Origin of the sequence: Salinimicrobium flavum, from assembly GCF_042684505.1 — a bacterium.
GTDB classification, from domain to species: domain Bacteria; phylum Bacteroidota; class Bacteroidia; order Flavobacteriales; family Flavobacteriaceae; genus Salinimicrobium; species Salinimicrobium flavum.
This window is the reverse complement of the sequence record NZ_JBHULT010000005.1, coordinates 138,881-164,843: the sequence shown is the minus strand read 5'-3', so window position 1 is coordinate 164,843 and position 25,963 is coordinate 138,881. Positions and strand designations below refer to the sequence as shown.

The following is a 25,963-nucleotide window of genomic DNA, read 5'->3' as shown; positions in this document are numbered from 1 at the left end:
GGTTCATTTTTTTACAGATTTGCCCAATCTGAATTCCCAATGATACCAAGAGCCATTAGGATCAAAATGATCACCACAACCAGCACAGCCACAAGGCATCCCATTCTACCGTATTTTCTTTTATTTGATTTTTCCTCCACTTCCATAGTGTTCTCTTTTAAATTATATTCCTGAAGTTACAAAATTCCTTATTTTCTTAACCTCCTTAGTCTATAAAACCCTCATTAGCATAATTCTTGTTACTTTTGCAAAACACACACAATTTATGAGCACGAAACTTATTGCCCCCTCTGTTTTAGCAGCAGATTTCGGAAACCTGCAGCGGGACCTTGAAATGATCAATAACAGTGAAGCCGACTGGTTTCATATAGATATCATGGACGGAGTCTTCGTTCCTAATATCTCCTACGGAATGCCTGTGCTGGAAGCGATCAACAGGCACGCAAAAAAAACGATTGATGTTCATCTTATGATCGTTGACCCCGACAGGTACATTAAAGAATTTGCAGCTTTGGGAGCCGATATCCTTTCGGTGCACTATGAGGCCTGCACCCATTTACACAGAACGCTGCAGGCAATCAAAGCTGAAGGCATGAAAGCCGGAGTAGCAATCAATCCACACACCTCTGTAGATCTACTGGAAGATGTAATTGGAGATATCGATCTGGTGTGTATGATGAGTGTCAATCCGGGATTTGGAGGTCAAAGCTTCATTGAAAACACCTTTAAAAAAGTAAAAAAACTGAAGCAGATCATAGAACGCAACAATGCCTCTACTCTCATAGAAGTTGATGGTGGGGTAACCGATAAAAATGCCGCCCGGTTAATAGAAGCCGGTGCAGATGTGTTGGTGGCAGGCAGCTTTGTTTTTAAAGCCGAAGATCCTACCCAAACGATCAAAAACCTGAAAGCCCTTGTCAATTCATAAGGAGGAGGAAATATTCGACCTTGTTATTGTAGGCGGTGGACCTATTGGCATTGCCTGTGCTTTGGAGGCCAAAAAGAAAGGGCTTTCCTATCTCATTTTAGAAAAGGGCACGCTGGTGAATTCGTTGTACAACTACCCGTCAAACATGACCTTCTTTTCGACTTCGGAAAAGCTTGAACTGGATGAAATTCCTTTTATCAGTATTAATCCGAAACCGCACAAACAGGAGGCCTTAGAGTACTATAGAAGGATTGTTACTTCAAATCATCTTAAAATTCAGCTTTTTGAAAAGGTAGAAAAAATCCAGACTTTAGATAACGATCTCCACAAGATCACCACTTCTAAGGGAAACTACAGTACCAAAAATGTGATTATTGCCACAGGATTTTATGACATCCCTAATTATTTAAATATTCCCGGTGAGGACCTGCCTAAGGTAGCCCATTATTACGGTGATCCTCATTTCTATGCCACGCAGAAGACCATAGTGGTAGGCGCCAGTAATTCGGCTGTAGATGCCGCACTGGAGATCTATAGAAAAGGTGGAGATGTGACTATGATCGTCCGCGGACCTGCGATTGGGGAACGGGTAAAATACTGGGTGAAGCCAGATATTGATAACCGGATTGATGAAGGCAGCATTAAAGCCGTATTTAATGCAGAGATCAAAGAGATCAGGGAAAATGAGGTGGTCATCTCTTCCAAAGATGGAGAGCAGGTCCTGGAAAACGACTGGGTGCTCCTGTTAACCGGCTACCGACCGAATTTCGAATTCCTGAAAAACATCGGGATCAAATTATCTGAAGACGGCAGAAAGATCCCCCGGTACAACCCCGAAACCATGGAATCTAATGTAAAAGGTATTTATCTCGCCGGGGTCATTTGCGGCGGTACCGAAACCCACAAGTGGTTCATTGAAAACTCCCGGGTACATGCTGAAATGATCGTAGAAGACATAGTTAACAAGTTAGGAGAACAAAGTCATCAACGTTAACCAATCCCCTCGTCCCGTCGTCCCGTCGTCTCCCCGTCTCCCCAGTCCTCTCACCCGCTCGTTACCAAAAAACTTTTATAATTTTGATAAATATGGGATCTAAGCGAACTATATGGACCATAGGTCATTCCACTCATCCTCTGGAGGAGTTCGTGGAATGGTTAAAAGCACATAAGATAGAAGCTGTTGTTGATATTCGACGTTATCCCGGTTCCCGTAAATATCCGCACTTTAACAAGGACTCGATGGAACAGTCCCTGCCTAAAAATGATATTTTGTATTTCCATTTTGAGAAACTGGGCGGCAGGCGTAAGGCAAAACCCGATTCTGTAAACCAGGTATGGCGGCATCCTTCCTTTCGCGGGTACGCTGACTATATGGAAACCGCTGAATTTAAAACTACTGTAGAAGAACTTAAAGCCATTGCTTCTGAAAAACGTACCGCCATCATGTGTTCTGAAGCAGTGTGGTGGAGTTGTCACCGTGCGATGATATCAGATTATCTTAAAGCCGACAACTGGGAAGTACTTCATATAATGGGAAAAGATAAAACTACTGAGCATCCTTACACAAAACCCGCAAAGATTGAAAACGGGAAGTTGGTTTATAAGGAATAAAGCTTTAAAACCCAAAATTCCCTCCTAATCGATCATGGACAATTGAATTCGCTTCCGCTGCTCATCAACTTCCATCACCCTTACCTGTACGTGCTGGTGTAGTTTGACCACAGAATTTACATCACTCACGAACTCATTTGCCAGTTTTGAGATATGTACGAGCCCGCTTTCCTTGATACCGATATCTACAAAACATCCAAAGTTAGTAATGTTGTTTACGATCCCCGGCAATTTCATTCCCGGGTTCAGGTCCTTAATAGACTTCACGTTGGGATCAAACTCAAAGACCTTAGCTGACTTTCTCGGATCTACTCCAGGTTTTTCCAACTCATGCAAAATGTCATTTATAGTAGGTAAACCTATCGTTTCAGAAATGTAATTTTCGGGAGTGATTTTGGAAATGAGGGCTTTGTTGCCAATAATTTCTTTTAGGTCCACCTTTAGATCGGTGGCCATTTTTTCCACGACCCCATAGCTTTCAGGATGGACAGCGGAATTATCGAGCAGGTTTTCAGAAATTGGTACTCTTAGAAAACCTGCGGCCTGTTCAAAAGCCTTTGCACCTAGGCGCGGAACTTTCAGCAGTTCCTTTCGGGAAGAAAACTCTCCTTTTTCGCTGCGGAAGTTGATGATATTTTCGGCTAATGCGGGGCCGATCCCGGAAACATAGCTCAATAACGGTGCACTGGCAGTGTTCAGGTTCACACCTATTGAATTCACACAGCTCTCAACAACACGGTCAAGTTCATTTTTCAGTTTTGCCTGGTCCACGTCGTGTTGGTACTGCCCCACTCCAATGGCTTTCGGATCTATTTTTACCAGTTCAGCCAGGGGATCTGCCAATCGGCGGCCAATGGAGACTGCTCCTCTTACCGTAACGTCAAACGTAGGAAATTCTGCTCGGGCTATTTTTGAAGCTGAATAAACTGAAGCTCCAGCCTCATTGACCATAAAGACCTGCACATCCCTGTCAAAATGTATTTTTTTGATGAAAAATTCTGTTTCCCGGGAAGCTGTCCCATTACCAATCGCAATAGCCTCAATGTTGTAGGCATTGACCAGTGATTTTACTTTTTTGGAAGCCATTGCCACTTCCTTTTGCGGCGGATGCGGATAAATGGTCTCGTTATGCTGCAAATTGCCTTGTTCGTCAAGGCAAACCAGTTTACAACCCGATTTAAATCCGGGGTCAAGCGCCAAAATCCTCTTTGAGCCTAGCGGGGGAGCTAAAAGTAATTGTCTAAGGTTATCTGCGAAGACCTGAATGGCTCCTTCATCTGCTTTTTCCTTTGCTGAGGCCATGGCCTCATTCGAAAGTGCCGGATGCAGAAACCTTTTGTAAGCATCATTAATGGCTTCTTCCACTAAAGGGGTACAACTGGTTTTTGCTCCTTTCAGAATAAATTGGTCAATGATCTGTAAAGCATCTTCTTTTTCAACTTCTACCTTCACTCTCACAAAACCTTCTTTTTCAGCCCTGAGAATTGCCAGTAATCTGTGGGAAGGTATCTTGTTCAGGCTTTCCTTCCAGTCAAAATAATTCCGGTATTTCTGGGCATTCTCCTCTTCTATTTTCTTTTTAACCTCCTTTGAAATTATTTCGGCCTGCTTTTGAAAAAGCTTCCGAAGCTGGTTTCGAACCCCCTCATGTTCATTGATCCATTCAGCAGCAATATCTTTGGCTCCCTGCAGGGCTGCTTTGGCAGACAGCAATTCCTTCCCGGTATATTTTTGGGCCACAGCTTCTATATTTTCTGAATTCTGTGCCATCAGTATCTTTGCCAGGGGTTCTAAGCCGAGTTCCCGGGCAATGTCTGCTTTTGTTTTTCGCTTCTTTTTATAAGGAAGATATAAGTCTTCCAATCGTGAAAGATCGGCCGCAGATTTTATCTTTTTCTCCAGCTCAGGAGTGAGGGCATCCTGTTCAGAAATAGCTTTTAAAACAGTCGCTTTCCGTTTCTTCAGTTCCTCGTATTCAGTTTTAAATTTAAGAATTTCCCCTATCTGGACTTCATCAAGATCGCCGGTAATTTCTTTCCTGTACCGGGAAATAAAAGGAATGGTAGCACCTTCTGCCAAAAGCTGCACCGTATTCTTTACGTTTTTTACGGGTAAATGAGAGCGGAAAACAATGAAGTCTATTGTGGTCATGACCGGAATTTTGGAACCCAAAGATAAACTACCTGTGATAGAATGTAAATCACCGGGAATAAAAAAAACCTTCTGAGGGGCATCAGAAGGCTTTTAAATTGGGTAGTACTGCAGGTTTAAACAAGGACTACGTCATCGATTTTGGCAGCAGAATTATTGCCTGCAAGTAACTTCCCATAAAATTTCAGGTCTTGATCACTTTTTCTAAAGGTCCTGGACAGTTGTGATACTGTCTCTCCCAGCTTGAACTTTTGAACCGTGATCTTGGGATAACTGTCTATGGCTTCCTGGTCTTCAACCCCCACTTCAATAGTGCCGGTCTTTTTGTCGTAACAAACAAATCGCGCCTGAAAATTGTGCATGATCAATTGATGCAAGGTCTGTGGCAATTCGTCACATTCCATACATTCTTCTATCTGGTGCGGCAACATTCTCTGCAGCTCGCTGTGAATTTGGTTTCTACTCTGGTATGAAGTCATAACAATCATTTTTCAATTTTTATTAAAAGTAGGGTAGTTCATCAATGTGCCGATACTTTTTAATTCAGGTTTAACTTTTTCAGCAGCCATTCATTAAGCAGCTGTTAAAAAACTAAAGCAAATTCTGTCAGAAAATCCATGTAACGCAAAATTGTCTGTCTAATAACCTTCAAGTTAGGGTATTATTATTATTCGGAAGGAAAACAACTACATTAAATCATTTCCGCCAGCCCTGTATTTCAGAAAAGTAATTTTATCTTGGTACTATCCTTGCCGAGGTTATAAAACACGAAAATCAGCATCAATGAAAGCTTTACATGAGAAGGAGTTTAAAAATGAATTTACCCGCACCTTTGCGGGTGACCATACAGGAGACCGCACGCCCCGGCAAACTCCCGGAGTCCTGTACAGTAAGGCTGCACCTACTCCTGTTCCCAAACCAGAGATTTTAGCCTGGACCAATGACCTTGCAGCCGATCTTGAGATCTCTTCTCCTTCTAAGGAAGATATATTGATATTGGCAGGCAATAAAATTACCTCTGAAATGTTCCCTTATGCGGCCTGTTATGCCGGGCATCAATTTGGTCATTGGGCAGGACAGTTAGGTGACGGTAGGGCGATCACCCTGGGTGAACTGGAATCTAAAAAAGGAGTTTTTGAGCTGCAGTTAAAAGGAGCCGGTCCTACGGCATACTCCCGTAGGGCAGATGGCCGGGCGGTATTGCGATCCTCTGTGCGCGAATACCTTATTAGCGAGGCAATGCATCATCTGGGAATACCCACTACCCGGGCCCTAAGCCTGGTGACCACGGGTGAAAAGATACTGCGGGATATGTTCTATAACGGAAATCCTCAATATGAACCCGGGGCCATTGTTACCCGCGTCGCCCCTTCTTTTCTGCGCTTCGGAAGTTTTGAATTATTGGCAGCCCAACGCGAGAACGAAAAATTAAGGCAACTGGCAGACTGGACAATCGCCCGTTACTACCCCCACCTTACCGGCGAAAACAAGGTACTTTCTTTTTTCCAGGAAATTGTAGAAAAGACGGCCCTGTTAATGGTTGAATGGCAGCGAGTGGGGTTTGTGCATGGCGTAATGAATACAGATAATATGTCGGTCCTGGGTCTAACCCTTGATTACGGACCCTTTTCTTTCCTCGACAATTACGATCACAACTTCACTCCCAATACCACTGATCTTCCCGGCCGCCGCTATGCCTTCGGAAATCAGGCCTCAGTAGCTTACTGGAACCTTGGAAAATTGGCAAATACCCTTTCCCTGCTTTTCGAGGAACCCGAAATGCTTGAGGAAGCACTGGCCTCATATGAAGAAATATTCTGGAATGGGTACTACAGAATGATGGGGAAAAAACTTGGATTGGATAAAGTTGAAAAAGCTGATAAAGACCTGATCTCCGAATTTGAAAAAACCCTGTCTGAGATCCAGCCGGATATGACTCTTTTCTACCGACTCCTCGCCGGGGTTACTGCGGAAACTAAAGAAGACCAGATAATGTCTCATTTCAAGGAAGCCTTTTACAATGATCTGGATGACTCTGAAGCTATGACCTTTAAAAATCTCATCCTGGCATATTCCCGAAGACTACAAAATATTAGTATTTCCCGGGAAAACTCTGTAACCATAATGAACAGGAACAACCCCCGAATTATACTGCGGAATTATCTTTTACACCAGGCAATAGAGGAACTTGAAAAAGGCAAGAATGACTTGTTTGTACAATTACAGGAGGCGCTTAAAAACCCTTATTCTTCCGAAGGCTATGAGAGTCTTGTGACAAAAAGGCCCGACTGGGCTTCTCAAAAACCCGGTTGTTCCATGCTATCCTGCAGTTCCTAACATTTCAATCGTAATCCAATTCCAGATTTAAATGTTAAATTTTTAGTCAGAAATAGATCAGTGATGTCCCGACAGAATAAGTTTTTGAGGTTCAGGTTCAGAGATTTAACAGCAACTCGTTTGTAGGAATCATAAAATTTTCTAAATTAGATGTCCATTCTCTTTTAGAGAATTTTTTAGAAGTAGAGTCGAACCTTAAAAATTCACAAGATGAGCACAGAAGAAAAAGATTCCAAGAATAAGGAGAAGGTATCGATCCTCGAAGCCTGGTCAGACAACCTGCTGGCAGCTGCATTTTTTATTTTTCTGGTGCTGCTCGGCTTTATCGCATAATCGTACTCACCTTACGTCCATATCAGGATCTCTGACTCCATAGACGTGACCTGTTAATTGATCATTGGTTTTGATCATTGATTGGATTGACTTCGTCTTTCCCTGGGTGTCTCGCCTGAAAATAGAAAGTCCGCAACGCCTTCAGCGTAGCGCTTTTTGGTTCCCTTTCGAAGCTTTGAGCAAGCTCAGCTTTCCGGAAGGGATTGACTTCGTCTTTCCCTGGGCGCCTCGCCTGAAAATAGAAAGTCCGCAACGCCTTCAGCGTTGCACTTTTTTGTTCCCTTTCGAAGCTTTGAGCAAGCTCAGCTTTCTTAAAAGGATTGACTTCGTCTTTCCCTGGGCGCCTCGCCTGAAAATAGAAAGTCCGCAACGCCTTCAGCGTTGCTCTTTTTTGTTCCCTTTCGAAGCTTTGAGCAAGCTCAGCTTTCTTAAAAGGATTGACTTCGTCTTTCCCTGGGCGCCTCGCCTGAAAATAGAAAGTCCGCAACGCCTTCAGCGTTGCGCTTTTTTGTTCCCTTTCGAAGCTTTGAGCAAGCTCAGCTTTCTTAAAAGGATTGACTTCGTCTTTCCCTGGGTGTCCCGACTGAAAATAGAAAGTCCGCAACGCCTTCAGCGTTGCACTTTTTTTTGTTCCCTTTCGAAGCTTTGAGCAAGCTCAGCTTTCTTAAAAGGATTGACTTCGTCTTTCCCTGGGCGCCTCGCCTGAAAATAGAAAGTCCGCAACGCCTTCAGCGTTGCGCTTTTTTGTTCCCTTTCGAAGCTTTGAGCAAGCTCAGCTTCTTCAGGGAACAAAAAAGTCCGCACTTTCGTGCGGACGTTCTGCTTTAAGTGACCCCGGCAGGATTCAAACCTGCAACCCTCAGAGCCGAAATCTGATGCGCTATTCAGTTGCGCCACGGGGCCTAATAAATTTTTTTCTCCACCTTCTTCCTGCAGCCGATTTCAAGTACTTTTCTCTCTTCCTCGCTAATTCTCTCGAATCTAACGATTCATTGTAGACCATTTCCCAAGGCCTGTATGCCTTTGTTGATCTGTTTTTCCCATTATTATGCTCTTCCAGCCTTCTGTTGAGAGCATCTGTCATTCCGATATAATATTCATCGAAATTAGAACTATAAATAACATAAACATAGTACATAGCTAAATGTTTATGCGCCCCGCCCGAACGTACCGTTCGGTACGGGCGGGTATTCAGTTGCGCCACGGGGCCTTTTAAGAAGGCGCAATTTACATAAAAACTTTAAACTGCGACAAAGAAAAATCTGCCATTTCCAACTAATATAAAAGGTGAATTAATACCTCTATACTTTAAACCTGTTGCCTCTAAATTCGTATTTCTAACTTCCCAATTTCCTCTTCACTACTACAGAAATGGTCTTCCCGTCAGCTTTTCCGGCAAGTTCCTTTGAAGCCATTCCCATAACCTTCCCCATATTCTGCATCCCGGTTGCACCGGTCTTGCTAATGATGTCTTCAACTTCTTTTTCTATCTCTTCTTCGCTCATCTGTTTCGGAAGGAACTGTTCTATCACTGCTGCCTGTTCAAGCTCAGGGCCGGCCAGGTCTTCTCTTCCCTGCTCCTTATATATTGCCGCGCTTTCCTTACGCTGCTTTACCAGCTTTTGAAGCAATTTTAATTCTTCTTCCTCATTCAAACCATCTTTCCCTGCAGCATCTGTCTGCGCGAGAAGTATAGCACTTTTAACTGCTCTTAAGGCTTCCAGCCTGGTGCTGTCTTTAGCTCTCATGGCAGCTTTCATTTCGGTCATTACTTTATCCTGTAAACTCATTTCCGTAAATTTTAGTAATTGCGAAGATACTTACTTAAATGCCCCAAAGCAAGAGGGGATCTTTCCTGAATATAAAATAAAAAACCCGAAACCGGGGGGCTGGCTTCGGGCTTAAAAAATAGTTGGGGAACTATTTAATCAACATTGTCGTGCAAATAAGAATTGTTGGTTCTGAATCTTATTTCGTCATCCTCTCCGGTACCTAAGGTGGTACGGGACATTCTTTCCTCCCCCGGACGGGTATTGTCAAGCTCTATGCCATGACGTTTATACGCCGGTTGTTTTTCAAACTCATCAACCTTTGACAGGTTATTCCTGAACTTATAGTTGAATTCTTTCATTTTGGCCCTTCTTTCCGCAGCCCGCTCTATGAGGTTCTCAGAAATTGGATTGTTGAAAGGATCTACTTCTTCAGGAGTAGTTTTTGGTTCCTCTGTTTTGGGAGATTGACTCACAGGCTTTGAAGCAGGAACCGGATTTCTTTCCGGTGCAGGCTCAACCTGAGGTTTACTTTTAAGTTCTGGTTCAGGTTCTGTTTTCTGCTTCGGAGTTGGATTCGAATTTTTGAGCATCTGCTCCACCTCCATGTAATCGCTCAGAGAATAACGGGTCACCCCATTTTGATTATGTTTGGCAACGGGAGAAACCTCTTTAGGCTCGTTCACCTCAAGATCCTTTAATTCTTCTTCAGAAAGCCGGTGTACGATCTTTTCCTGTGAAGCATGTGGCTCTTGTTTGTCCTCCTGCACCTTTTGTTGCGGTTTTTCTGCTTCCCGGTTCCTGGTGTCTTCCTGATTCCTGGGAAAGTCAAAAGTGATCATGAACTGCTCCTGGGAAGTCGGTTGAACAACTTCTGGATCAGTTACCTCAATATCTTTTATTGTGTCTGAAATGATGAATTCTTCCTCCACCGGGTTCACCTCCTCATACTCTACGTACATATTCCTTACTTCTTCCGAAGTGGAACTACACTCCGGCTCTTCATCGGCCTCATCCTCCTCTAAAGAAAGGGTATGAACAATCTTCTTCTCCTCCTTTTTGGGTGCAGCATTGTAGGTAGAAGATGTTTTTTTAGGAGACAATTCGTGATCAGCCCTTTGCTCATCTTCAAGCGTATGGATGATTTTCTTCGTCTCGGTATTTACGATCTCATTTTGTTGTTCAACATCAAAACCTGTAGCGATAATGGTAACCGAAATAGAGTCATCGAGACTTTCGTCTTCCCCAACACCCATTATGATGTTGGCACTATGTCCGGCTTCTGCCTGGATGTGGTCACTAATCTCTCCAATTTCATCAATGGTAATTTCTTCGGAACCTGAAATGATAAGCAGCAACACATTTTTGGCTCCGGTTATTTTATTATCGTTAAGCAGTGGGGAATCAAGTGCCTTGGAAATGGCATCCTGAGCACGATTTCCCCCGGTAGCCTGTGCAGATCCCATAATTGCGGTACCACTGTTGCTAAGAACGGTCTTCGCGTCCCGCAAGTCAATGTTTTGCGTGTAGTGATGGGTTATTACTTCGGCTATACCTCGGGAGGCAGTTGCCAGCACTTCATCTGCCTTTGAGAATCCGGCTTTAAACCCGAGATTTCCATAGACCTCACGAAGTTTGTTATTGTTGATTACAATTAAGGAATCCACATGCGAACGCAGGTTCTCCACTCCGTGTTGGGCCTGTTCACATCTTGTTTTACCTTCAAACTGAAATGGTATAGTTACGATCCCCACCGTAAGTATTCCCATATCTTTCGCTTGTTTTGCAATAATAGGAGCGGCTCCTGTACCTGTACCACCACCCATTCCAGCGGTGATGAAGATCATTTTGGTATTGGTATCGAGAAGTCCTCTTATTTCATCAAAACTTTCCTCTGCGGCTTTGCGCCCAACTTCAGGATCAGCGCCTGCACCAAGTCCTTCCGTTTCTCTTACACCAAGCTGGATCTTATTAGGAACCGGGCTGTTTTCAAGTGCCTGTGCATCTGTGTTGCAGATCACGAAATCAACACCTTTGATCCCTTGCTGGAACATGTGATTAATCGCATTGCTACCGCCTCCACCTACACCAATAACTTTTATAACGTTCGATTGATTCTTGGGGAGATCGAATGAAATGTTTCCGAATTCTGTGCTGCTCATAAATTCTGTTTTACTGGTTGTTTACTTCTTTTTCTTCTTTTCATAGTATTTTATCTGCCGAACTTTCAGATCATTCGGCGTTGTCTAAAAAATCCTTGAACTTTTCAAACCATTTTTCAAATATTGTTCTTCGCGGCTGACTGATCGTTTGGTGCTCTTCCTTCACTTCTTCTCTTTCTATCCCATTATCTGCCGCGATCTCATCTTCGGCCGCTTCTTCCATGAGTTCCTCATGAGGCTGTTTCTTAACGATTTCAAGACTATTCAGAACGAGTCCTACCGCCGTAGCATAGACCGGACTGGTCGTCTCTGAATCGCTGTCGCCAGCCAGGTGCTCATTTGGATATCCAATCCTCGTGTCCATACCGGTGATGTATTCTACCAGCTGTTTGATATGCTTTAGTTGTGCGCCTCCACCTGTTAATACGATTCCCGCAATCAATTTTTTCTTCTGCTCCTCGTGACCGTAATTCTTGATCTCCAGATAAACCTGCTCAACGATCTCCACTACACGGGCGTGAATGATCTTTGAAAGGTTCTTAAGAGTGATCTCTTTTGGTTCCCTTCCACGCAACCCGGGAATAGAAACGATCTCATTATCCTTATTTTCTCCCGGCCAGGCCGATCCGAATTTCACTTTCAATAACTCCGCCTGCTTTTCAATGATCGAACAGCCTTCCTTGATGTCTTCTGTGATCACACCACCTCCGAACGGTATCACAGCAGTATGTCTTATGATCCCATCCTTGAAAATAGCAAGGTCTGTGGTACCACCCCCTATATCTACAAGGGCTACGCCGGCCTCTTTCTCTTCCTGACTCAACACTGCGTTCGCAGAAGCCAGCGGCTCCAGAGTAACTGCAGAAAGTTCAAGCCCTGCACTTTTCACACATCTGCCTATATTCCTGATAGAAGAAACCTGGCCAACCACTACGTGGAAATTTGCTTCCAGCCTTCCTCCGTACATTCCGATAGGCTCTTTGATCTCTGCCTGCCCGTCTACTTTGAATTCCTGCGGAAGTACATGAATGATTTCTTCCCCCGGAAGCATTACCAGTTTGTGAACCTGGTTACAAAGCTGCTCAATATCTGAAGCGTCAATCACCTCATCCGGATTTGGGCGGGTAATATAATCGCTGTGCTGTAAACTTCGAATGTGCTGGCCGGCAATGCCTACCACCACATCTTTTATTTTCATCCCGGAATCGGCTTCAGCTTCCTGAATAGCCTGCTGAATGGATTGTATGGTCTGGGTGATATTATTCACCACCCCCCTGTGTACTCCAAGGCTTTTGGCCTTTCCAATCCCGATGATCTCCATTTTTCCGTAATCATTCTTACGGCCGATCATGGCAACGATCTTGGTAGTTCCTATATCTAACCCTACTGCGATGTCGTTTTGTTCCATATTTTACTTTTTAGTGCACACAACCTGGTCCCCAAATTGTAGATCCACTTTTTGATATGCGTCCAGCTTCTTATCCTTCATTGCTTTTTGATAGAAAGCTTTAAAATTTTTAAACTTCGTTTGAATTTCGCTTACTGTTCCCAACATCACCACAAAATCAAGTTTTCTGAGGTAAATTTCATACTTGCCGTTTGATAACCGGTGAAGGCCTGTCACGTGCCTGGTAAGGAACTCATCATTCCCAATAAAATTCACCAATGGATGTACTTCCTGCAGGTGTTCTTCTGTTACTCCCGTTACCAAAGGGACCCTGGCAGAATGAAATTCTGAGAGCGGCATTTTTTCACCATTTCGGTCCAGGTAATATTGTACATTTCCCATCATTCTGGCCAATGGTTTTCTCTGGGTGATACTGGCTCCCATTTTTCCGTCTACCGTCATGAAAACCTCAGCATTTTCAACCATTTCGTGTGCTTCCAGCAGGGTTTCCACCCTATTCAAATCTAACTTTTCTTTCCCTACACTTCGAACCCTTACTTCATTTTGTATTAACAATTTATTAACCGCTTCTTCAGTGAGATAGAGGTTTTCACTGTTGGTGAAATTTAGATTTACTTCGGAAAGTACGCGGGAATTATTGCGTTTTTCAGCGAATGCAAATAAAAAGAACACAGCGCCAATGAGCAAGAATGTTTTTATGTAATTCCAGTTAATTTTCACCTGTCAGTTTTTTCCTTATTTTTTCGACTTCCTCACCAATATCACCGGCTCCCATAAGAACCACGACCTCAGGTTCCTTACTTTTGATCACCGCTGAAAGTTCTTCTTTCCCAACCAGTTGTTTATTCGGGTTTGTTATTTTTTTAAAAAGCCATTCCGAAGTGATCCCTTCAATGGGCTCCTCCCTTGCCGGATAAATATCCAGTAAGAGTATCTCATCAAAGAGACCAAGGCTTTTTGCAAAGTCATCTGCAAAGTCCCTCGTCCGGCTGAAAAGGTGCGGCTGAAAGACCGCCAGTACTCTTTTCCCGGGATGCATTTCACGTATTGCCTGGTGCACTGCAGTTATTTCTGCAGGGTGATGTGCATAATCATCAATCAGCACCAACTTATCTGTATTTATCCTGTAGGAGAACCTACGCTCTACTCCCTTAAATGAAGCCAGAGCTTCGGCAAGCAATTCGGGGGGGGCACCGAATTCAAGTGCCATTGCCAAAGCCATGACCGCATTTTGGAGATTATGTTTTCCCGGTAGCCTGAGCATAAGATCCGGATAGGTTTTTTCAATTGTTTTAAGGTCGAAATGATAACATCCATTCTCAATTTTCACATTTTGGGCACTCACATCGGCGTTGTCTTCAACTCCAATGGATATGCCTTGTAACGGAAGGCCATTGGAAAAGAACAGTTTCCCGTCTTCAGCCACCAAAGCTGCAAAAGCATGAAAGGATTCCTTTATCTGGGCATCTTCTCCATAAATGTCTAAATGGTCGGCATCCATAGAGGTGATGGCGGCCAGATTTGGTTCCAATTGCAGGAAGGAACGGTCAAATTCATCGGCTTCCACAACCATGACCTTATCTCCCGATAGAATCAGGTTGGAATTATAATTTTCACTTATTCCTCCCAAAAAGGCGGTCACCTCTGCTCCCGTTGCTTTCAGCAAATGGGCCAGCATTGTGCTGGTGGTGGTTTTTCCATGAGTACCGGCCACCGCAAGGGTAAAATGATGTTTAGTAAGGTTTCCAAGAACCGCAGCTCTTTTTTCCATTTGGTAACCTGCAGCGACGAAATGATTGTATTGTTTGTTGTCCCTGGAAATGGCCGGCGTATAAACCACCAAAGTATCCCCTTCGTTAAAACCTGAAGGCAGGTCCTCCACTTCTTCCGATGTGATCACCGGAATGCCTTCAGTTTCCAACCGGGAGGTAAGTTCGGTTCTGTGACGGTCATATCCCGCCACATTCTTCCCCTGGGAACTGAAATACCGGGCCAGGGCACTCATCCCTATACCACCTATCCCGATGAAATATATATTCTTTATGTACTCGTAGTATGCCATTTAGCTTACAGGTGTAATTAATTTTTCAACTTCATCTACGATGTTGGCCGTAGCGAAAGGCTTCGCCAGCTTCTTGATATTTTTGCTAAGGCTCTGCATTTTGTCCTCCGCCTCCACCAGCGGAAAGAAAATTGATCTGAAACCCTGCTCCAGGTGACTTTCTGAAAGCACCACCGCAGCATCTTTTTCGGCCACCGCCATTGCGTTCTTTGTCTGGTGATCTTCGGCAACGTTTGGCGACGGAATAAAAACTACGGGTTTACCCACAATACATAATTCCGAAACTGTGCCTGCCCCGGCTCTGGAGATGATAATATCTGCCGCCGCATATGCCATGTCCATACGTTTCAAAAAGGCGAAAGTCTGCACATTATTTTTTTCTGCGTATTTTTTGTACTCTTCATAATACAGGCTTCCGGTCTGCCATATCAATTGCAGATCATTCTTCCCGAATTCTTTTATATTCTCTTCCACCAACCTGTTTATCATGCGGGCACCCAGGCTTCCACCCAGTACAAGCACGGTTTTCTTAGTTGGATCAATTCCGAAGAAAGCAAGGGCTTCTTCCCTCTTATTTGCGACATCCAACAGATCCTGGCGTACAGGATTTCCCGTCAATACGATCTTTTCCGCAGGAAAGAATCTCTCCATTCCCGGATAGGCAGTGCAAATAACATTAGCTCCTCCGGCAAGTAACTTATTGGTAATACCCGGATATGAATTCTGTTCCTGGATCACCGTAGGAATCTTTTCCCGATGCGCCATTTGTAAAAGTGGTCCGCTGGCAAAGCCGCCTGTCCCGATAACCACATCTGGCCTGAATTTTTTGATGATATCCCTGGCCTTCCAGAGGCTCTTAACCAATTTCACAGGAAACAGCAGGTTTTTGGCAGTAAGCCTGCGCTGAAGTCCGCTTATCCACAAACCTTCTATCTTGTAACCTGCCTCAGGTACTTTCTGCATTTCCATACGGTCCTGTGCCCCTACAAAAAGGATCTCTGCCGACGGATATCGCAGTTTTATTTCATTGGCAATAGAGATCGCCGGGTAAATATGTCCCCCCGTACCGCCTCCGGAAATGATTACTCGCAGATCTTTTTTCATATTGCCTCACTTAAAATTTCAAGCGGATTATCATCATCCGCAGAACGTTCTTCCCGTTCCAGTTTCTGGATCTCCTCCTGGCGTTTCGCACTTACACTCAACACGATTCCCAGGGCTAAACACGTCATCCATATCGAGGATCCCCCGCTACTTATCAACGGCAAAGTTTGACCAGTCACAGGGAAAAGTTCTACCGCAACTGCCATGTTCACCAGCGCCTGGAAAATTATGGGCAGACCCACGCCTATAGCCAGCAGTTTCCCAAAGACAGTATCTGCCTTGGTTGCCACTATGATAATTCTGAAAAATAACATAAGGTATGCCAGCATAACCCCGAAAGCCCCAATCAAACCCATTTCTTCTACGATGATCGCATAAATAAAATCTGAAGATGATTGTGGCAGGAAGTTTCGCTGTACGCTTTTGCCTATTCCCACTCCGGTTATTCCTCCACTTGCAATGGCGATCTTTGCTTTTTCTATTTGATAATCTGCCTCTGTGTCCTCGTCATTTGCAAAGTTCTCAACCCTGCTAATCCATGTATCTACCCGGTTGGGGAACAGCCCAGGAAAGGCTTTTGCCGTAAGCATAAAGATCGAGAGGAAGATGATCCCTGTAAAGAGAATCCCCAGAAGGTATTTTACCGGGTAACCACCTATGAACACTACCAGCAAAACCATCGCGAAAAGTATGGCTGTGGTGGAGAAGTTGGCTGGCAAAATAAGTCCCAGCACAAGGGCCACCGGCACCCACAGGGGGAGTATGGATTCCTTGAAAGAAAAGGTTTTATCCTTCATTTTGGCCATATACCTTGCCACATAGGTGATCAGCACAACCGATGCCAATGTGGAGGTCTGGAAAGTCTTGTTGAGAAAAGGTAAGGAGATCCACCTGCTGGCATTGGCCCCTTCTATTACCGTTCCCTGCGAGACCGTATAGATAAGCAGGAGGATGAGTACCGGGAGCACCAGGATGGAAAGACCAATAAAGTAGTGATAGGGTACCTTATGTACAAAGAACATTATGACAAACCCCAGGAACAGGTAGATAAAATGATTGACCAGGTAATGGAAAGTGCTTCCATCCCCATAGAGATAGGCAAGATTACTACTCGCGCTGTAGACCGGCAAAAATGAAAATATTGCCAACAATCCGGCCGACGCCCAAATAGTTTTATCTCCTTTTATCCTGGAAAAAAAGTCGGTCATTGAAAATGCTCTTTTTAAAGTATTTTATTAATTATAAATTTCTTACTGCTTCCTTGAATTGTCTTCCCCGGTCTTCATAATTCTTGAACAGGTCAAAACTTGCACAGGCAGGAGAGAGCAATACGGTATCGCCTCTTTCCGCAAGCTTGTATGCCTGCTTCACTGCATCTTCCATTGAACGCGTTTCAACGATGGTATCGACACAGTTCCCAAAAGCTTCCAGGATTGGCGTATTATCTACCCCAAGACAGATGATGGCTTTAACTTTTTCGTTCACGAGCTGTAAAAGGTCTGAGTATTCATTTCCTTTATCTACACCGCCCACGATCCATACGGTTTCAGACTCCATACTCTCAAGGGCGTAATAGGTAGCGTTCACATTAGTGGCCTTGGAATCATTGATGTATTGAACGTTGTTTATCTTAAGCACCTTTTCCAGCCTGTGCTCCACTCCCTGGAAATTGGACAGGCTCTCCCTGATGGTTTCTTTTCTTATTCTTAATAATTGAGCCACAGTAGCTGCTGCCATGGCGTTTTTGGCATTATGTTTCCCCTCTAGGGTAAGGTTTGATGTTGGCATGGTTAATTGGGAATTATCTAGTGTAATAATCATTTTTTCATCCTTGATGAAGGCACCGTTCTCTATCTCCTTCTGAAGTGAAAACGGTAGTTTTCTTGAGCGTATCGTGTTTTTCTTAAGCCATCTTTCTATTACCGGGTCATCGGCATCATATATTAAAAAATCTTCTTCTGTCTGATTTTTGGTGATCCTGAATTTTGAGGCGATATACTCTTCAAAATTGTGCCGGTACCTGTCCAGATGGTCCGGAGTGATATTGGTGATCACAGCAATATGCGGTCTAAAATCTATTATTCCATCCAGCTGAAAACTGCTTAGCTCCAGCACATAATGATCGGCATCTGTTTCGGCCACCTGTTTCGCAAAACTCTGCCCTACGTTTCCGGCCATTCCCACATTCAGGCCTCCATTCTTCAGAATGAAATGGGTGAACTTTGTGGTGGTGGTTTTACCATTGCTTCCGGTTATTCCAATAAGGAGTGCATCTGTGAAACGGGCTGCGAATTCAATTTCAGAAATAACAGGGATTCCTTTTCCTCTTAACAGGTTCACCAAAGGAGCATCCTCAGGTATCCCCGGGCTTTTCATCACCAGGTCTGCTTGAAGGATCTTTTCTTCGGAATGTTTTTCTTCTTCCCACTCAATAGCATGCTTTTCCAGAAGTTGCCTGTAAGCCTCCCCTATCTTACCAAGGTCTGAAACAAACACGCGGTAGCCTTCCTTTTTTGCAAGAATGGCTGTGCCCACTCCGCTTTCCCCTCCACCAAGAATGGCCAGGAATCCGGAAGTGTTTTTTGCGTTATTTGTTTCCTTTTTCTTCACGTTGTTTATCTTAATTTCAATGTAACTACGGTCACGATGGCGAGAAAGATCCCAATGATCCAAAACCTCACAACAATCTTGCTCTCATGAAAACCGGCTTTTTGAAAATGATGGTGCAGCGGGGACATCAGGAAGATCCTTTTTCCTTCCCCATATTTCCTCCTGGTGTATTTAAACCAGCCTACCTGCATCACTACCGACAAATTCTCTATAAGGAACACCCCGCATAAAATGGGTATCAACAATTCTTTTCGGGTGGCCAGTGCAAGCACGGCAATGATCCCACCAATGGTAAGACTCCCCGTGTCCCCCATGAAGACCTGGGCAGGAAAGGTATTGTACCATAAAAATCCTACCAATGACCCTGCAAAAGCAGAAATAAAAATGGTCATTTCCCCGGTTCGGGGTATGTACATTACATTGAGGTAATCTGAAAACACTATGTTACCCGAGACCCAGGCGAAAATACCCAGGGTCAACACGATAATTGCCGAGGTGCCCGCAGCGAGTCCGTCAATTCCATCTGTTAGATTGGCCCCGTTGGAAACCGCAGTTACAATAAAGATCACGATGGGAATAAAGATCAGCCAGGCATACTTTGCCCATTCGGGGTTGATCCAGGAAATAAGGCTCGCGTAGTCAAACTCATTGTTCTTCACGAACGGAATGGTAGTTTTTGTAGATTTTTCTTCAAAAGATGAAGAGATCACAGGGTTATCTGCAGAAGAGATCAACTCCACCGCTTGTGAAGACCTTGGAAGTTGCGGATTCTCATTAATGGTGATATCGGGATGAAAATAAATGGTAGCACCCACAATGATCCCAAGACCAACCTGTCCAATGACCTTAAAAATACCTTTTAGTCCTTCCTTGTCTTTCCTGAAGGTCTTGATGTAATCATCCAGAAAACCAATAGCGCCCATCCATAATGTGGTTACGATCAAAAGGATCACATAGATGTTGTCAAGCTTCGCGAACAACAGTACCGGGATAAGGGTAGCAAGAATGATGATCACCCCACCCATTGTAGGAGTTCCGGCCTTTTCTGTCTGGCCTTCAAGGCCCAGGTCACGCACACTTTCCCCTACCTGCTTTTTCAACAGGTAATTAATAATGCGCTTTCCATAAATGGTCGAAATACCCAGTGAGAAAATGATAGCCATCGCAGACCTGAAGGAAATGTACTGGTACAGTCTTTCTCCAGGGAAGGTATAGGCACTCTCAAGGTATTCGAACAAGTGATATAACATACGCTATTGATTCTTCTCTACAGAAGAGATTTATTTATTCATTTCTTTTAATATCCCGGTCACGATCTTTAGATCATCAAAATCTTTTCGCTCTCCGTTGATCTCCTGATAGGTTTCGTGTCCCTTCCCTGCAATTAGTATAATATCATTCTTACCCGCCATTTGACAAGCAGTTCTTATTGCCTGTTTCCTGTTGGTGACAGAGGTGATCTTTTTAAAATTCTGTGGCTCCACCCCTTTTTCGATCTCTTCAATGATCGCATCGGGATCTTCAGTACGTGGATTATCGCTGGTGAAGACTACTTTTGTACTTAAAGCTGAGGCTATGTGGCCCATCTTAGGTCTTTTAGTGCGATCACGATCTCCTCCGCATCCCACTACGGTGATCAATTCTTCATTTTTGGTACGTATGCTGTTGATCGTCTCCAGGACGTTCTGCAAGGCATCAGGCGTGTGGGCATAATCAACTATCGCAGTAACTTTTCCTTCGGAAATAAAATACTGGAACCGGCCACTCACGGCTTCTAGTTCACTTATATATTTTAGACTTTCAATCGTAGTCAACCCCAATAATTCCGAAGTCGCATAGATAGCCAGGATATTGTAGGCGTTGAAAGTCCCGATCAATTTGGTCCACACCTCTTTGTCATTTATCTTCAGGAATAATCCCCCAAAATCATTTTCCAGTATCTGGGCTTTATAATCGGCTACAGATTTTAACGCGTAGGTGTATTTCTTTGCCCTGGTATTCTGAATCATGACCCTTCCATTCTTGTCGTCAACATTCGTAAGCGCAAACGCCGAAGCCGGCAACTGGTCGAAAAATTTTTTTTTCACATCCCGGTATTCTGCAAATGATTTATGATAATCAAGATGCTCGTGCGTCAAATTGGTGAATATCCCCCCGGCAAATGTGAGTCCGGTGGTTCTGTGTTGAGCAATGCCGTGGCTGCTCACTTCCATAAAGCAAAATTCTACCCCCGCCTCATTCATCTTTCTCAAATATGAATTTATGGTAAGGGAATCGGGGGTGGTATGGGTGGCCTTAAAGCTTTCCTCTGCCACCATCACCTGTACGGTTGAGAGTAATCCTACTTTGAATCCGGCCTTTGTGAATAACTGGTACAACAGCGAGGCCACTGTAGTCTTTCCATTGGTGCCTGTAACGCCAACCAGTTTAAGGTTCTCAGATGGGTTTTCATAGTAATTGGCGGCCATAAAAGCCAGTGCCTGCTGGGAATCTTTAACCTGCACATAGGTTACGCCGTTCACAATCGTGTCTGGCAGTACCTGGCAGATCACAGCCAAAGCACCCTGGTCTACTGCTTTATCAATAAAATCGTGTCCATTGGAGACGGTGCCTTCAATGGCGACAAAAACGTCATTAAGGGAAACCTTCCTGGAGTCAAAATGGATCCCGTTTATAGCCACGGCAGTACTTCCCACCACAGCCTCGAGAGGCACTTTATATAATATGTCTTTTAGAATGTTCACCCTAATTTCAATTTTATAACCTTATTCTCTTCTATTTTGGTCCCCGGTTCTATCGACTGCCCGCTTACTTCCCCTTTTCCTAATAATTGAACCTTGAGGCCCATATTCTCCAGGACCGAGACAGCATCCATGGCTGGCATACCTTTGAGGTTTGGCATTACTTCTTTATACTCTCTTGCGGTTGCAAAATATTTTTGATAATTCTCCTCAACCTCAGGATTGGTAACTTCAAGTGTTTCGAATTCATCGATTACCGGGGTATCTGTAAAGATCTTTTGTGCGATTCTTTTAAAGACAGGTCCGCTAACATCAGCTCCGTAATACCCTACCTTGTTATTTGGTTTGTGAATTACCACGATACAGGAATATTTTGGTTCTTCCACGGGAAAGAATCCCACGAAAGAAGATATATACTGCGGATTGGAAGCCCATCCCTCTTTCCAGTATTCTGTTTGGGCAGTACCTGTTTTTCCTGCCATTGAAAAATTAGGATCATAAAGGCTTTTTCCGGTTCCTCTCTCCACCACGTGCTTCATTAGCTCTGTTACCTTAGAAACGGTCTCAGGGCTGCATATTGCGGGATCGATGACTTTTTTATCAAAGCGCTCAATCGTCTTGTCCCACTCCTTTACCTCTCTTATGAATCTTGGCTTTACCATTTCCCCACCGTTGGCTATTGCATTGTAAAATGTGAGGGTTTGAAGTGGTGTGATCTGTATACTACCATACCCATAAGCCATCCAAGGTAATGAAAGACCAGACCAGGTCTTATCTCCCGGGGTTGGGATATAGGGTATACCTTCTCCTTTTATTGCCAGCCCCAGTTCTTCATGCAGGTGCATTCTCTTAAGGCCATCAACGAACTTTTGAGGCTGATCCTTATAATTCTCGTAGATCATTTTCACTATCCCCACGTTGGAAGAGACCTCAAAGGCTTCAGCTGCAGTGATCTTTCCGTAGCCACCTCTTTTTGAATCCCGCACATTTCTACGGTGAATGGTCATGATCCCGTTCTCGGTATCTACCACAGTACTGGTATCGATCACTTTATCCTCCAGGGCGACAACCAATGCCATTAACTTAAAAGTAGATCCCGGTTCATGAGATTCTCCAATGGCATAGTTCAGTTTTTCGAAATAGGTACCCTGAGCGGTGCGACCCAGATTTGAGATCGCTTTGATCTCGCCGGTTTTGGTTTCCATTACCACCACAGACCCATGATCTGCTTCATATTTTTCAAGCTGTTGTAATAAAGCGTGATGCGCGATATCCTGTATCTGCACATCAATAGTAGAAATAAGGTCATACCCGTCTTTTGGTTCCACCTCGTTATTATCGCTAATAGGCTTCCATTGGCCTTTTGCTATTTTCTGTTTTAACCTCCGGCCTTCTTTCCCTCTAAGGTATGGGCCAAAAGCCCCTTCCAGTCCTACACGGGTATAGTACCCGCTATCATCCTGCCGTTCGTAACCCACGGTTCGTTCCCCCATTTTCCCTAACGGGTGTTCCCTTACGGTTCGCTGTTCCACAATGATCCCACCCCGGTTTGCACCCAGATTGAACATGGGAAAACTTTTGATCTTTACATATTCTGAATACCCCAGATTGCGCGCAACCAGATAATACCGGTGCCTGTTGACCCGGGCCGTACGCAGATCCTTAGCAAATTTGGCAGCCGGTTTCCCGAACATCTTTGAAAGTTCTTCGGAAAGAGGAATAATATTAGCTTCAAAATTCTTGTCAGATACTGTGACCGCATCAAACCTTATATCATATTTAGGGATTGAAGTAGCCAGTAAATTTCCGCCGGAATCATAAAGATTCCCGCGATTTGCCGGAATGGTAAAATTACGGTAGGTACGGTCCTGCGCGATCTGCTGGTATTTCTCCCCTTCCATAATTTGAATATCCAGTAGCTTAAGCCCCACAAAAATGGCAAGCAGGAACATCAATGCCGCAACACCGTATATCCTGTATAATATTTTCTTTTCTGTGGTAGCCATTAAAGCTTACTTTTTTTCTTTTATTATTATCCTGGTAGGAGGAACATCTGAAGGTTTGATCCCACGAGTTGCCATTCTCCTGCTTATGGTTGATTCCATTTTTAAACGCATAAGACTGGACCTGCTGTCAACGAATTGGCTTCTAAGCTCCCTTACCTCATTGTTCATGCGGGCGATCTCGTGCACCTTTCTCTCGGCACTGTGAGAACTTCCTATCATAATGATTGCGAGCAGGGTGCAGAACAGGATGAATCTCCAGTTCTTGAAAGCATCGTTACTCACTAAAAACTTTCCTTTTAATATGTCGTAAAAGCTTTCTTTCATCTTTCCTTCAGGACCTATATTTTTTCTGCAATTCTGAGCTTTGCACTCCTTGCACGATTGTTTTTCTTTATCTCTTCGGAAGAAGGTGTGATCATCTTACCAACCTTCCTGAACGGCACCGAAATATTTCCGTAGAAATCCTTTTCAGGCTCCCCTTCAAACATCCCGTTTCTTATGAACCTTTTCACCAGCCTGTCCTCGAGGGAGTGATAGGAGATAAGACTCAGCCTTCCACCCTTGTTAAGTAATTGATGGGTTTGGAGCAAAAATTCCTTTAAGGCTTCGATCTCCTGGTTCACCTCGATCCTTATCGCCTGGTAAACCTGAGCCAGGACCTTGTGTTCCCGCCCCACGGGCAGGAAAGGTTTCAACACCTCCTTTAGACGTTCACTGGTAGAGATCTCTCCTTCCTTTCTCGCAGCAACTATTGTTTTTGCGATTTTAGGAGCACTTCGAAGTTCCCCGTAATTAAAAAGAACCGCCTTTAATTGCTTTTCATCATAGTTGTTCACCACTTCAAAGGCACTCAACGTGCTTTGCTGGTTCATCCTCATATCCAGTTTCGACTCAAAGCGAGTGGAAAACCCTCTTTCAGCAACATCGAACTGATGAGAAGAAACCCCAAAATCCCCGAGTATACCGTCAACCTTTTTGATTCCGTAAAACCTCAAAAACCGCTTAAGGAACCTGAAATTCTCGTTTATAAGTGTAAATCGAGGATCGTCTATTGCATTTTCCAAAGCATCCTTATCCTGGTCAAAAGCAAACAGCTTCCCTTCGGGACCCAACCTGCTCAAGATCTCGCGCGAATGACCGCCACCGCCAAAAGTGACATCCACGTAGATGCCATCAGGCTTGATATTGAGCCCATCGACAGTTTCCTTTAGTAAGACCGGATTATGGTAATTCATTCTCATTTACGTTTCCCATGACTTCTTCGGCGAGATCTGCAAAATCTTCCGTACCTCCGTCTATGGCATTTTCATATTTTTGTTTATCCCAGATCTCCACAATATCAATCGCCGAAGACAAGACGATCTCCTTGTTTATTTCAGCAAAATTTATCAGGTCTTTCGGGATCAGTAATCTACCGTTGGTGTCAACCTCGACCATTTTGACTCCCGCAGTAAATTTTCTAATGAAGTCATTATTCTTTTTGTTAAAGCGGTTGAGGCCTCCCATTTTTTTCATCAGCTGGTTCCACTGCGCCATGGGATATAATTCCAGGCACGGCTGAAAGACCGATCGTTTAAGAACGAAACCTTCCTGCAGAATTGGCACCAGCTGCTTTTTTATCGCAGCAGGGACCATGAGACGCCCCTTGGCATCTACCTTGCATTCATATGTTCCAATGAGATTTACCACCTGAATAGTTTACGATTCAAATATATTGAATTTTAAACCACATTTTACCACTTTTTACCACATTGTTAATAAATTTTACACCCCACCGGACGGCAGGGGCAGAGAAACCAACTAATTGAAGGACTTTTAGTTGTATTTATAATTTGTTAAAAAAAACTCAAAATCCGGCAGTAGGATTGTTTATAAAAAATTAAAATTAGCGGGCTAATAAATAAGAGAATAAGCTAAAATCTTTATACTTGTATCATAATCGCTATATTTGCGAAGCTAACAGCAAAGGCAATCAATGAAAAATAATTTAAGGGAAGACGGCAAATTCAGCTATGTAGAAGAAGGAGAAGGCAGACCAATTATCATTCTTCACGGGTTGATGGGAGGACTGAGTAATTTTGAGGGAGTGATGGATTTCTTTCCGAAGAACGGATACAAAGTCGTCATTCTTGAACTACCTCTTTACGATCTCTCTCTTTTAAAAACCAGCGTTGCCAACTTTGCAAAATACCTTAGGGAATTCCTGGAACTGAAAGGTTACAAGGATGTCATCCTGTTGGGAAATTCCCTTGGGGGCCACATCGCCTTACTTGGCACCAAGATGTACCCGGAACTCGTTAAAGCCCTTGTGATCACCGGAAGCTCCGGTCTTTATGAAAGCGCGATGGGAGAAAGTTATCCTAAGCGGGGGGATTACGAATACATTCGTAAAAAAGCTGAGAATGTTTTTTACGATCCCAAAATTGCCACCAAAGAGATCGTAGACGATGTTTTTGAGACGGTAAACGACCGAAATAAACTTATCAAGACCCTGGCAATAGCAAAAAGTGCTATTAGACATAACATGTCTAAAGACCTGCCCAAGATGCATACTCCAACCTGCATCATCTGGGGCCGAAATGACAATGTCACCCCTCCTGAAGTAGCTGAGGATTTTTATCGTCTGCTGCCCGATGCCGATCTTTACTGGATCGAGAAATGTGGGCATGCTGCCATGATGGAACACCCCGATGCCTTTAATGAGATCCTCTACAAATGGTTGACCGCCCGGAACCTATAGC

The 25,963-nt window shown here is 43.9% G+C and carries 25 protein-coding genes and 1 tRNA gene; 6 read left to right on the top strand and 20 right to left on the bottom strand.

What is annotated here, in order from left to right:
* Positions 1-11: 11 nt before the first annotated feature.
* Complete coding sequence (locus ACFSTG_RS01240; RefSeq protein ID WP_380747665.1) at positions 12-146, bottom strand: hypothetical protein; 135 nt, start codon at positions 144-146, stop codon at positions 12-14.
* A 119-nt stretch (positions 147-265) separates the two neighbouring features.
* Here ACFSTG_RS01240 and rpe point away from each other — a divergent pair, with 119 nt between their 5' ends.
* From rpe to ACFSTG_RS01225, 3 genes are all read left to right on the top strand, one after another.
* A complete protein-coding gene (rpe, locus tag ACFSTG_RS01235) occupies positions 266-928 on the top strand; it encodes a ribulose-phosphate 3-epimerase (protein WP_380747663.1) in 663 nt (220 codons plus the stop codon).
* Positions 915-1,922, top strand: a complete 1,008-nt coding sequence (locus ACFSTG_RS01230) for a YpdA family putative bacillithiol disulfide reductase (RefSeq protein ID WP_380747661.1) — start codon at positions 915-917, stop codon at positions 1,920-1,922. The genes rpe and ACFSTG_RS01230 overlap by 14 nt, the downstream gene beginning before the upstream one ends.
* A 92-nt stretch (positions 1,923-2,014) precedes the next feature.
* Positions 2,015-2,539: a DUF488 domain-containing protein gene (locus ACFSTG_RS01225; RefSeq protein WP_380747659.1), complete on the top strand. Its 525-nt coding sequence runs from the start codon at positions 2,015-2,017 to the stop codon at positions 2,537-2,539.
* A gap of 24 nt (positions 2,540-2,563) precedes the next feature.
* Here ACFSTG_RS01225 and ACFSTG_RS01220 read toward each other — a convergent pair whose 3' ends face one another.
* Complete coding sequence (locus ACFSTG_RS01220; RefSeq protein WP_380747657.1) at positions 2,564-4,690, bottom strand: Tex family protein; 2,127 nt, start codon at positions 4,688-4,690, stop codon at positions 2,564-2,566.
* Positions 4,691-4,806: 116 nt separating this feature from the next.
* Positions 4,807-5,169: a hypothetical protein gene (locus ACFSTG_RS01215; protein ID WP_380747655.1), complete on the bottom strand. Its 363-nt coding sequence runs from the start codon at positions 5,167-5,169 to the stop codon at positions 4,807-4,809.
* Between the two features lie 304 nt (positions 5,170-5,473).
* Between ACFSTG_RS01215 and ACFSTG_RS01210 the strand changes: the two genes are divergently transcribed.
* Together ACFSTG_RS01210 and ACFSTG_RS01205 are read left to right on the top strand one after the other, a co-directional pair.
* Entirely contained in the window at positions 5,474-7,027 is a 1,554-nt protein-coding gene (locus ACFSTG_RS01210) for a protein adenylyltransferase SelO (protein WP_380747653.1), read from the top strand.
* A 210-nt stretch (positions 7,028-7,237) separates the two neighbouring features.
* A complete protein-coding gene (locus tag ACFSTG_RS01205; RefSeq protein WP_380747651.1) occupies positions 7,238-7,360 on the top strand; it encodes a hypothetical protein in 123 nt (40 codons plus the stop codon).
* A 61-nt stretch (positions 7,361-7,421) separates the two neighbouring features.
* Here ACFSTG_RS01205 and ACFSTG_RS01200 read toward each other — a convergent pair whose 3' ends face one another.
* The 17 genes from ACFSTG_RS01200 to mraZ all read right to left on the bottom strand — a co-directional run bounded on the left by ACFSTG_RS01200 (position 7,422) and on the right by mraZ (position 24,911).
* The gene (locus ACFSTG_RS01200; protein WP_380747649.1) at positions 7,422-7,964 is read right to left on the bottom strand and encodes a hypothetical protein; all 543 of its coding nucleotides are present in this window, start codon (positions 7,962-7,964) and stop codon (positions 7,422-7,424) included.
* A 225-nt stretch (positions 7,965-8,189) separates the two neighbouring features.
* Positions 8,190-8,263 (bottom strand) — tRNA-Arg (locus ACFSTG_RS01195).
* The gene (locus ACFSTG_RS01190) at positions 8,241-8,498 is read right to left on the bottom strand and encodes a GIY-YIG nuclease family protein (protein ID WP_380747647.1); all 258 of its coding nucleotides are present in this window, start codon (positions 8,496-8,498) and stop codon (positions 8,241-8,243) included. Before ACFSTG_RS01190 ends, ACFSTG_RS01195 begins: the two co-directional genes overlap by 23 nt.
* Positions 8,499-8,697: 199 nt before the next feature.
* Positions 8,698-9,150, bottom strand: a complete 453-nt coding sequence (locus tag ACFSTG_RS01185; RefSeq protein ID WP_380747645.1) for a GatB/YqeY domain-containing protein — start codon at positions 9,148-9,150, stop codon at positions 8,698-8,700.
* Positions 9,151-9,284: 134 nt separating this feature from the next.
* The gene (gene ftsZ, locus ACFSTG_RS01180) at positions 9,285-11,291 is read right to left on the bottom strand and encodes a cell division protein FtsZ (protein ID WP_380747643.1); all 2,007 of its coding nucleotides are present in this window, start codon (positions 11,289-11,291) and stop codon (positions 9,285-9,287) included.
* Positions 11,292-11,361: 70 nt separating this feature from the next.
* Entirely contained in the window at positions 11,362-12,699 is a 1,338-nt protein-coding gene (gene ftsA / locus ACFSTG_RS01175) for a cell division protein FtsA (RefSeq protein WP_380747641.1), read from the bottom strand.
* 3 nt (positions 12,700-12,702) lie between these two features.
* Positions 12,703-13,419: a cell division protein FtsQ/DivIB gene (locus ACFSTG_RS01170; RefSeq protein WP_380747639.1), complete on the bottom strand. Its 717-nt coding sequence runs from the start codon at positions 13,417-13,419 to the stop codon at positions 12,703-12,705.
* The gene (murC, locus tag ACFSTG_RS01165; protein ID WP_380747637.1) at positions 13,409-14,761 is read right to left on the bottom strand and encodes a UDP-N-acetylmuramate--L-alanine ligase; all 1,353 of its coding nucleotides are present in this window, start codon (positions 14,759-14,761) and stop codon (positions 13,409-13,411) included. Before murC ends, ACFSTG_RS01170 begins: the two co-directional genes overlap by 11 nt.
* The gene (gene murG / locus ACFSTG_RS01160) at positions 14,762-15,865 is read right to left on the bottom strand and encodes an undecaprenyldiphospho-muramoylpentapeptide beta-N-acetylglucosaminyltransferase (protein ID WP_380747636.1); all 1,104 of its coding nucleotides are present in this window, start codon (positions 15,863-15,865) and stop codon (positions 14,762-14,764) included.
* Positions 15,862-17,073 carry an FtsW/RodA/SpoVE family cell cycle protein gene (locus tag ACFSTG_RS01155; protein ID WP_380747634.1) on the bottom strand — a complete coding sequence of 404 codons (1,212 nt, stop codon included), beginning with the start codon at positions 17,071-17,073 and terminating at the stop codon, positions 15,862-15,864. Before ACFSTG_RS01155 ends, murG begins: the two co-directional genes overlap by 4 nt.
* 31 nt (positions 17,074-17,104) lie before the next feature.
* Positions 17,105-18,475, bottom strand: coding sequence for a UDP-N-acetylmuramoyl-L-alanine--D-glutamate ligase (murD, locus tag ACFSTG_RS01150; RefSeq protein WP_380747633.1), 1,371 nt, complete (start codon positions 18,473-18,475; stop codon positions 17,105-17,107).
* 5 nt (positions 18,476-18,480) lie between these two features.
* Positions 18,481-19,725 (bottom strand): phospho-N-acetylmuramoyl-pentapeptide-transferase, encoded by a 1,245-nt coding sequence (gene mraY, locus ACFSTG_RS01145; protein WP_380747631.1) that lies wholly within the window; start codon positions 19,723-19,725, stop codon positions 18,481-18,483.
* Between the two features lie 30 nt (positions 19,726-19,755).
* Positions 19,756-21,219 carry a UDP-N-acetylmuramoyl-L-alanyl-D-glutamate--2,6-diaminopimelate ligase gene (locus tag ACFSTG_RS01140; protein ID WP_380747630.1) on the bottom strand — a complete coding sequence of 488 codons (1,464 nt, stop codon included), beginning with the start codon at positions 21,217-21,219 and terminating at the stop codon, positions 19,756-19,758.
* Entirely contained in the window at positions 21,216-23,222 is a 2,007-nt protein-coding gene (locus ACFSTG_RS01135) for a penicillin-binding protein (protein WP_380747628.1), read from the bottom strand. The genes ACFSTG_RS01140 and ACFSTG_RS01135 overlap by 4 nt, the downstream gene beginning before the upstream one ends.
* 6 nt (positions 23,223-23,228) lie before the next feature.
* Positions 23,229-23,546, bottom strand: coding sequence for an FtsL-like putative cell division protein (locus tag ACFSTG_RS01130; protein WP_380747626.1), 318 nt, complete (start codon positions 23,544-23,546; stop codon positions 23,229-23,231).
* Positions 23,547-23,560: 14 nt separating this feature from the next.
* Entirely contained in the window at positions 23,561-24,457 is an 897-nt protein-coding gene (gene rsmH / locus ACFSTG_RS01125) for a 16S rRNA (cytosine(1402)-N(4))-methyltransferase RsmH (RefSeq protein WP_380747624.1), read from the bottom strand.
* Positions 24,444-24,911: a division/cell wall cluster transcriptional repressor MraZ gene (gene mraZ, locus ACFSTG_RS01120; RefSeq protein WP_380747622.1), complete on the bottom strand. Its 468-nt coding sequence runs from the start codon at positions 24,909-24,911 to the stop codon at positions 24,444-24,446. Before mraZ ends, rsmH begins: the two co-directional genes overlap by 14 nt.
* Positions 24,912-25,197: 286 nt before the next feature.
* On the opposite strand from mraZ, the gene ACFSTG_RS01115 reads away from it, so the two are divergent.
* Complete coding sequence (locus ACFSTG_RS01115; RefSeq protein ID WP_380747620.1) at positions 25,198-25,962, top strand: alpha/beta fold hydrolase; 765 nt, start codon at positions 25,198-25,200, stop codon at positions 25,960-25,962.
* Position 25,963: the final 1 nt, after the last annotated feature.

Excerpts from the sequence above, each read along its gene's own strand:
- mraY (WP_380747631.1), bottom strand. The coding sequence starts at position 19,725 with ATGTTATATCACTTGTTCGAATACCTTGAGAGTGCCTATACCTTCCCT.
- ACFSTG_RS01130 (WP_380747626.1), bottom strand. The coding sequence starts at position 23,546 with ATGAAAGAAAGCTTTTACGACATATTAAAAGGAAAGTTTTTAGTGAGT.
- ACFSTG_RS01210 (WP_380747653.1), top strand. The coding sequence starts at position 5,474 with ATGAAAGCTTTACATGAGAAGGAGTTTAAAAATGAATTTACCCGCACC.
- ACFSTG_RS01155 (WP_380747634.1), bottom strand. The coding sequence starts at position 17,073 with ATGACCGACTTTTTTTCCAGGATAAAAGGAGATAAAACTATTTGGGCG.
- murC (WP_380747637.1), bottom strand. The coding sequence starts at position 14,761 with ATGGCATACTACGAGTACATAAAGAATATATATTTCATCGGGATAGGT.
- ftsZ (WP_380747643.1), bottom strand. The coding sequence starts at position 11,291 with ATGAGCAGCACAGAATTCGGAAACATTTCATTCGATCTCCCCAAGAAT.
- ACFSTG_RS01135 (WP_380747628.1), bottom strand. The coding sequence starts at position 23,222 with ATGGCTACCACAGAAAAGAAAATATTATACAGGATATACGGTGTTGCG.
- rsmH (WP_380747624.1), bottom strand. The coding sequence starts at position 24,457 with ATGAATTACCATAATCCGGTCTTACTAAAGGAAACTGTCGATGGGCTC.
- ACFSTG_RS01115 (WP_380747620.1), top strand. The coding sequence starts at position 25,198 with ATGAAAAATAATTTAAGGGAAGACGGCAAATTCAGCTATGTAGAAGAA.
- ACFSTG_RS01215 (WP_380747655.1), bottom strand. The coding sequence starts at position 5,169 with ATGACTTCATACCAGAGTAGAAACCAAATTCACAGCGAGCTGCAGAGA.
- murG (WP_380747636.1), bottom strand. The coding sequence starts at position 15,865 with ATGAAAAAAGATCTGCGAGTAATCATTTCCGGAGGCGGTACGGGGGGA.
- ACFSTG_RS01240 (WP_380747665.1), bottom strand. The coding sequence starts at position 146 with ATGGAAGTGGAGGAAAAATCAAATAAAAGAAAATACGGTAGAATGGGA.
- rpe (WP_380747663.1), top strand. The coding sequence starts at position 266 with ATGAGCACGAAACTTATTGCCCCCTCTGTTTTAGCAGCAGATTTCGGA.
- ACFSTG_RS01225 (WP_380747659.1), top strand. The coding sequence starts at position 2,015 with ATGGGATCTAAGCGAACTATATGGACCATAGGTCATTCCACTCATCCT.
- ACFSTG_RS01185 (WP_380747645.1), bottom strand. The coding sequence starts at position 9,150 with ATGAGTTTACAGGATAAAGTAATGACCGAAATGAAAGCTGCCATGAGA.
- ACFSTG_RS01190 (WP_380747647.1), bottom strand. The coding sequence starts at position 8,498 with ATGTACTATGTTTATGTTATTTATAGTTCTAATTTCGATGAATATTAT.
- ACFSTG_RS01205 (WP_380747651.1), top strand. The coding sequence starts at position 7,238 with ATGAGCACAGAAGAAAAAGATTCCAAGAATAAGGAGAAGGTATCGATC.
- ftsA (WP_380747641.1), bottom strand. The coding sequence starts at position 12,699 with ATGGAACAAAACGACATCGCAGTAGGGTTAGATATAGGAACTACCAAG.
- ACFSTG_RS01220 (WP_380747657.1), bottom strand. The coding sequence starts at position 4,690 with ATGACCACAATAGACTTCATTGTTTTCCGCTCTCATTTACCCGTAAAA.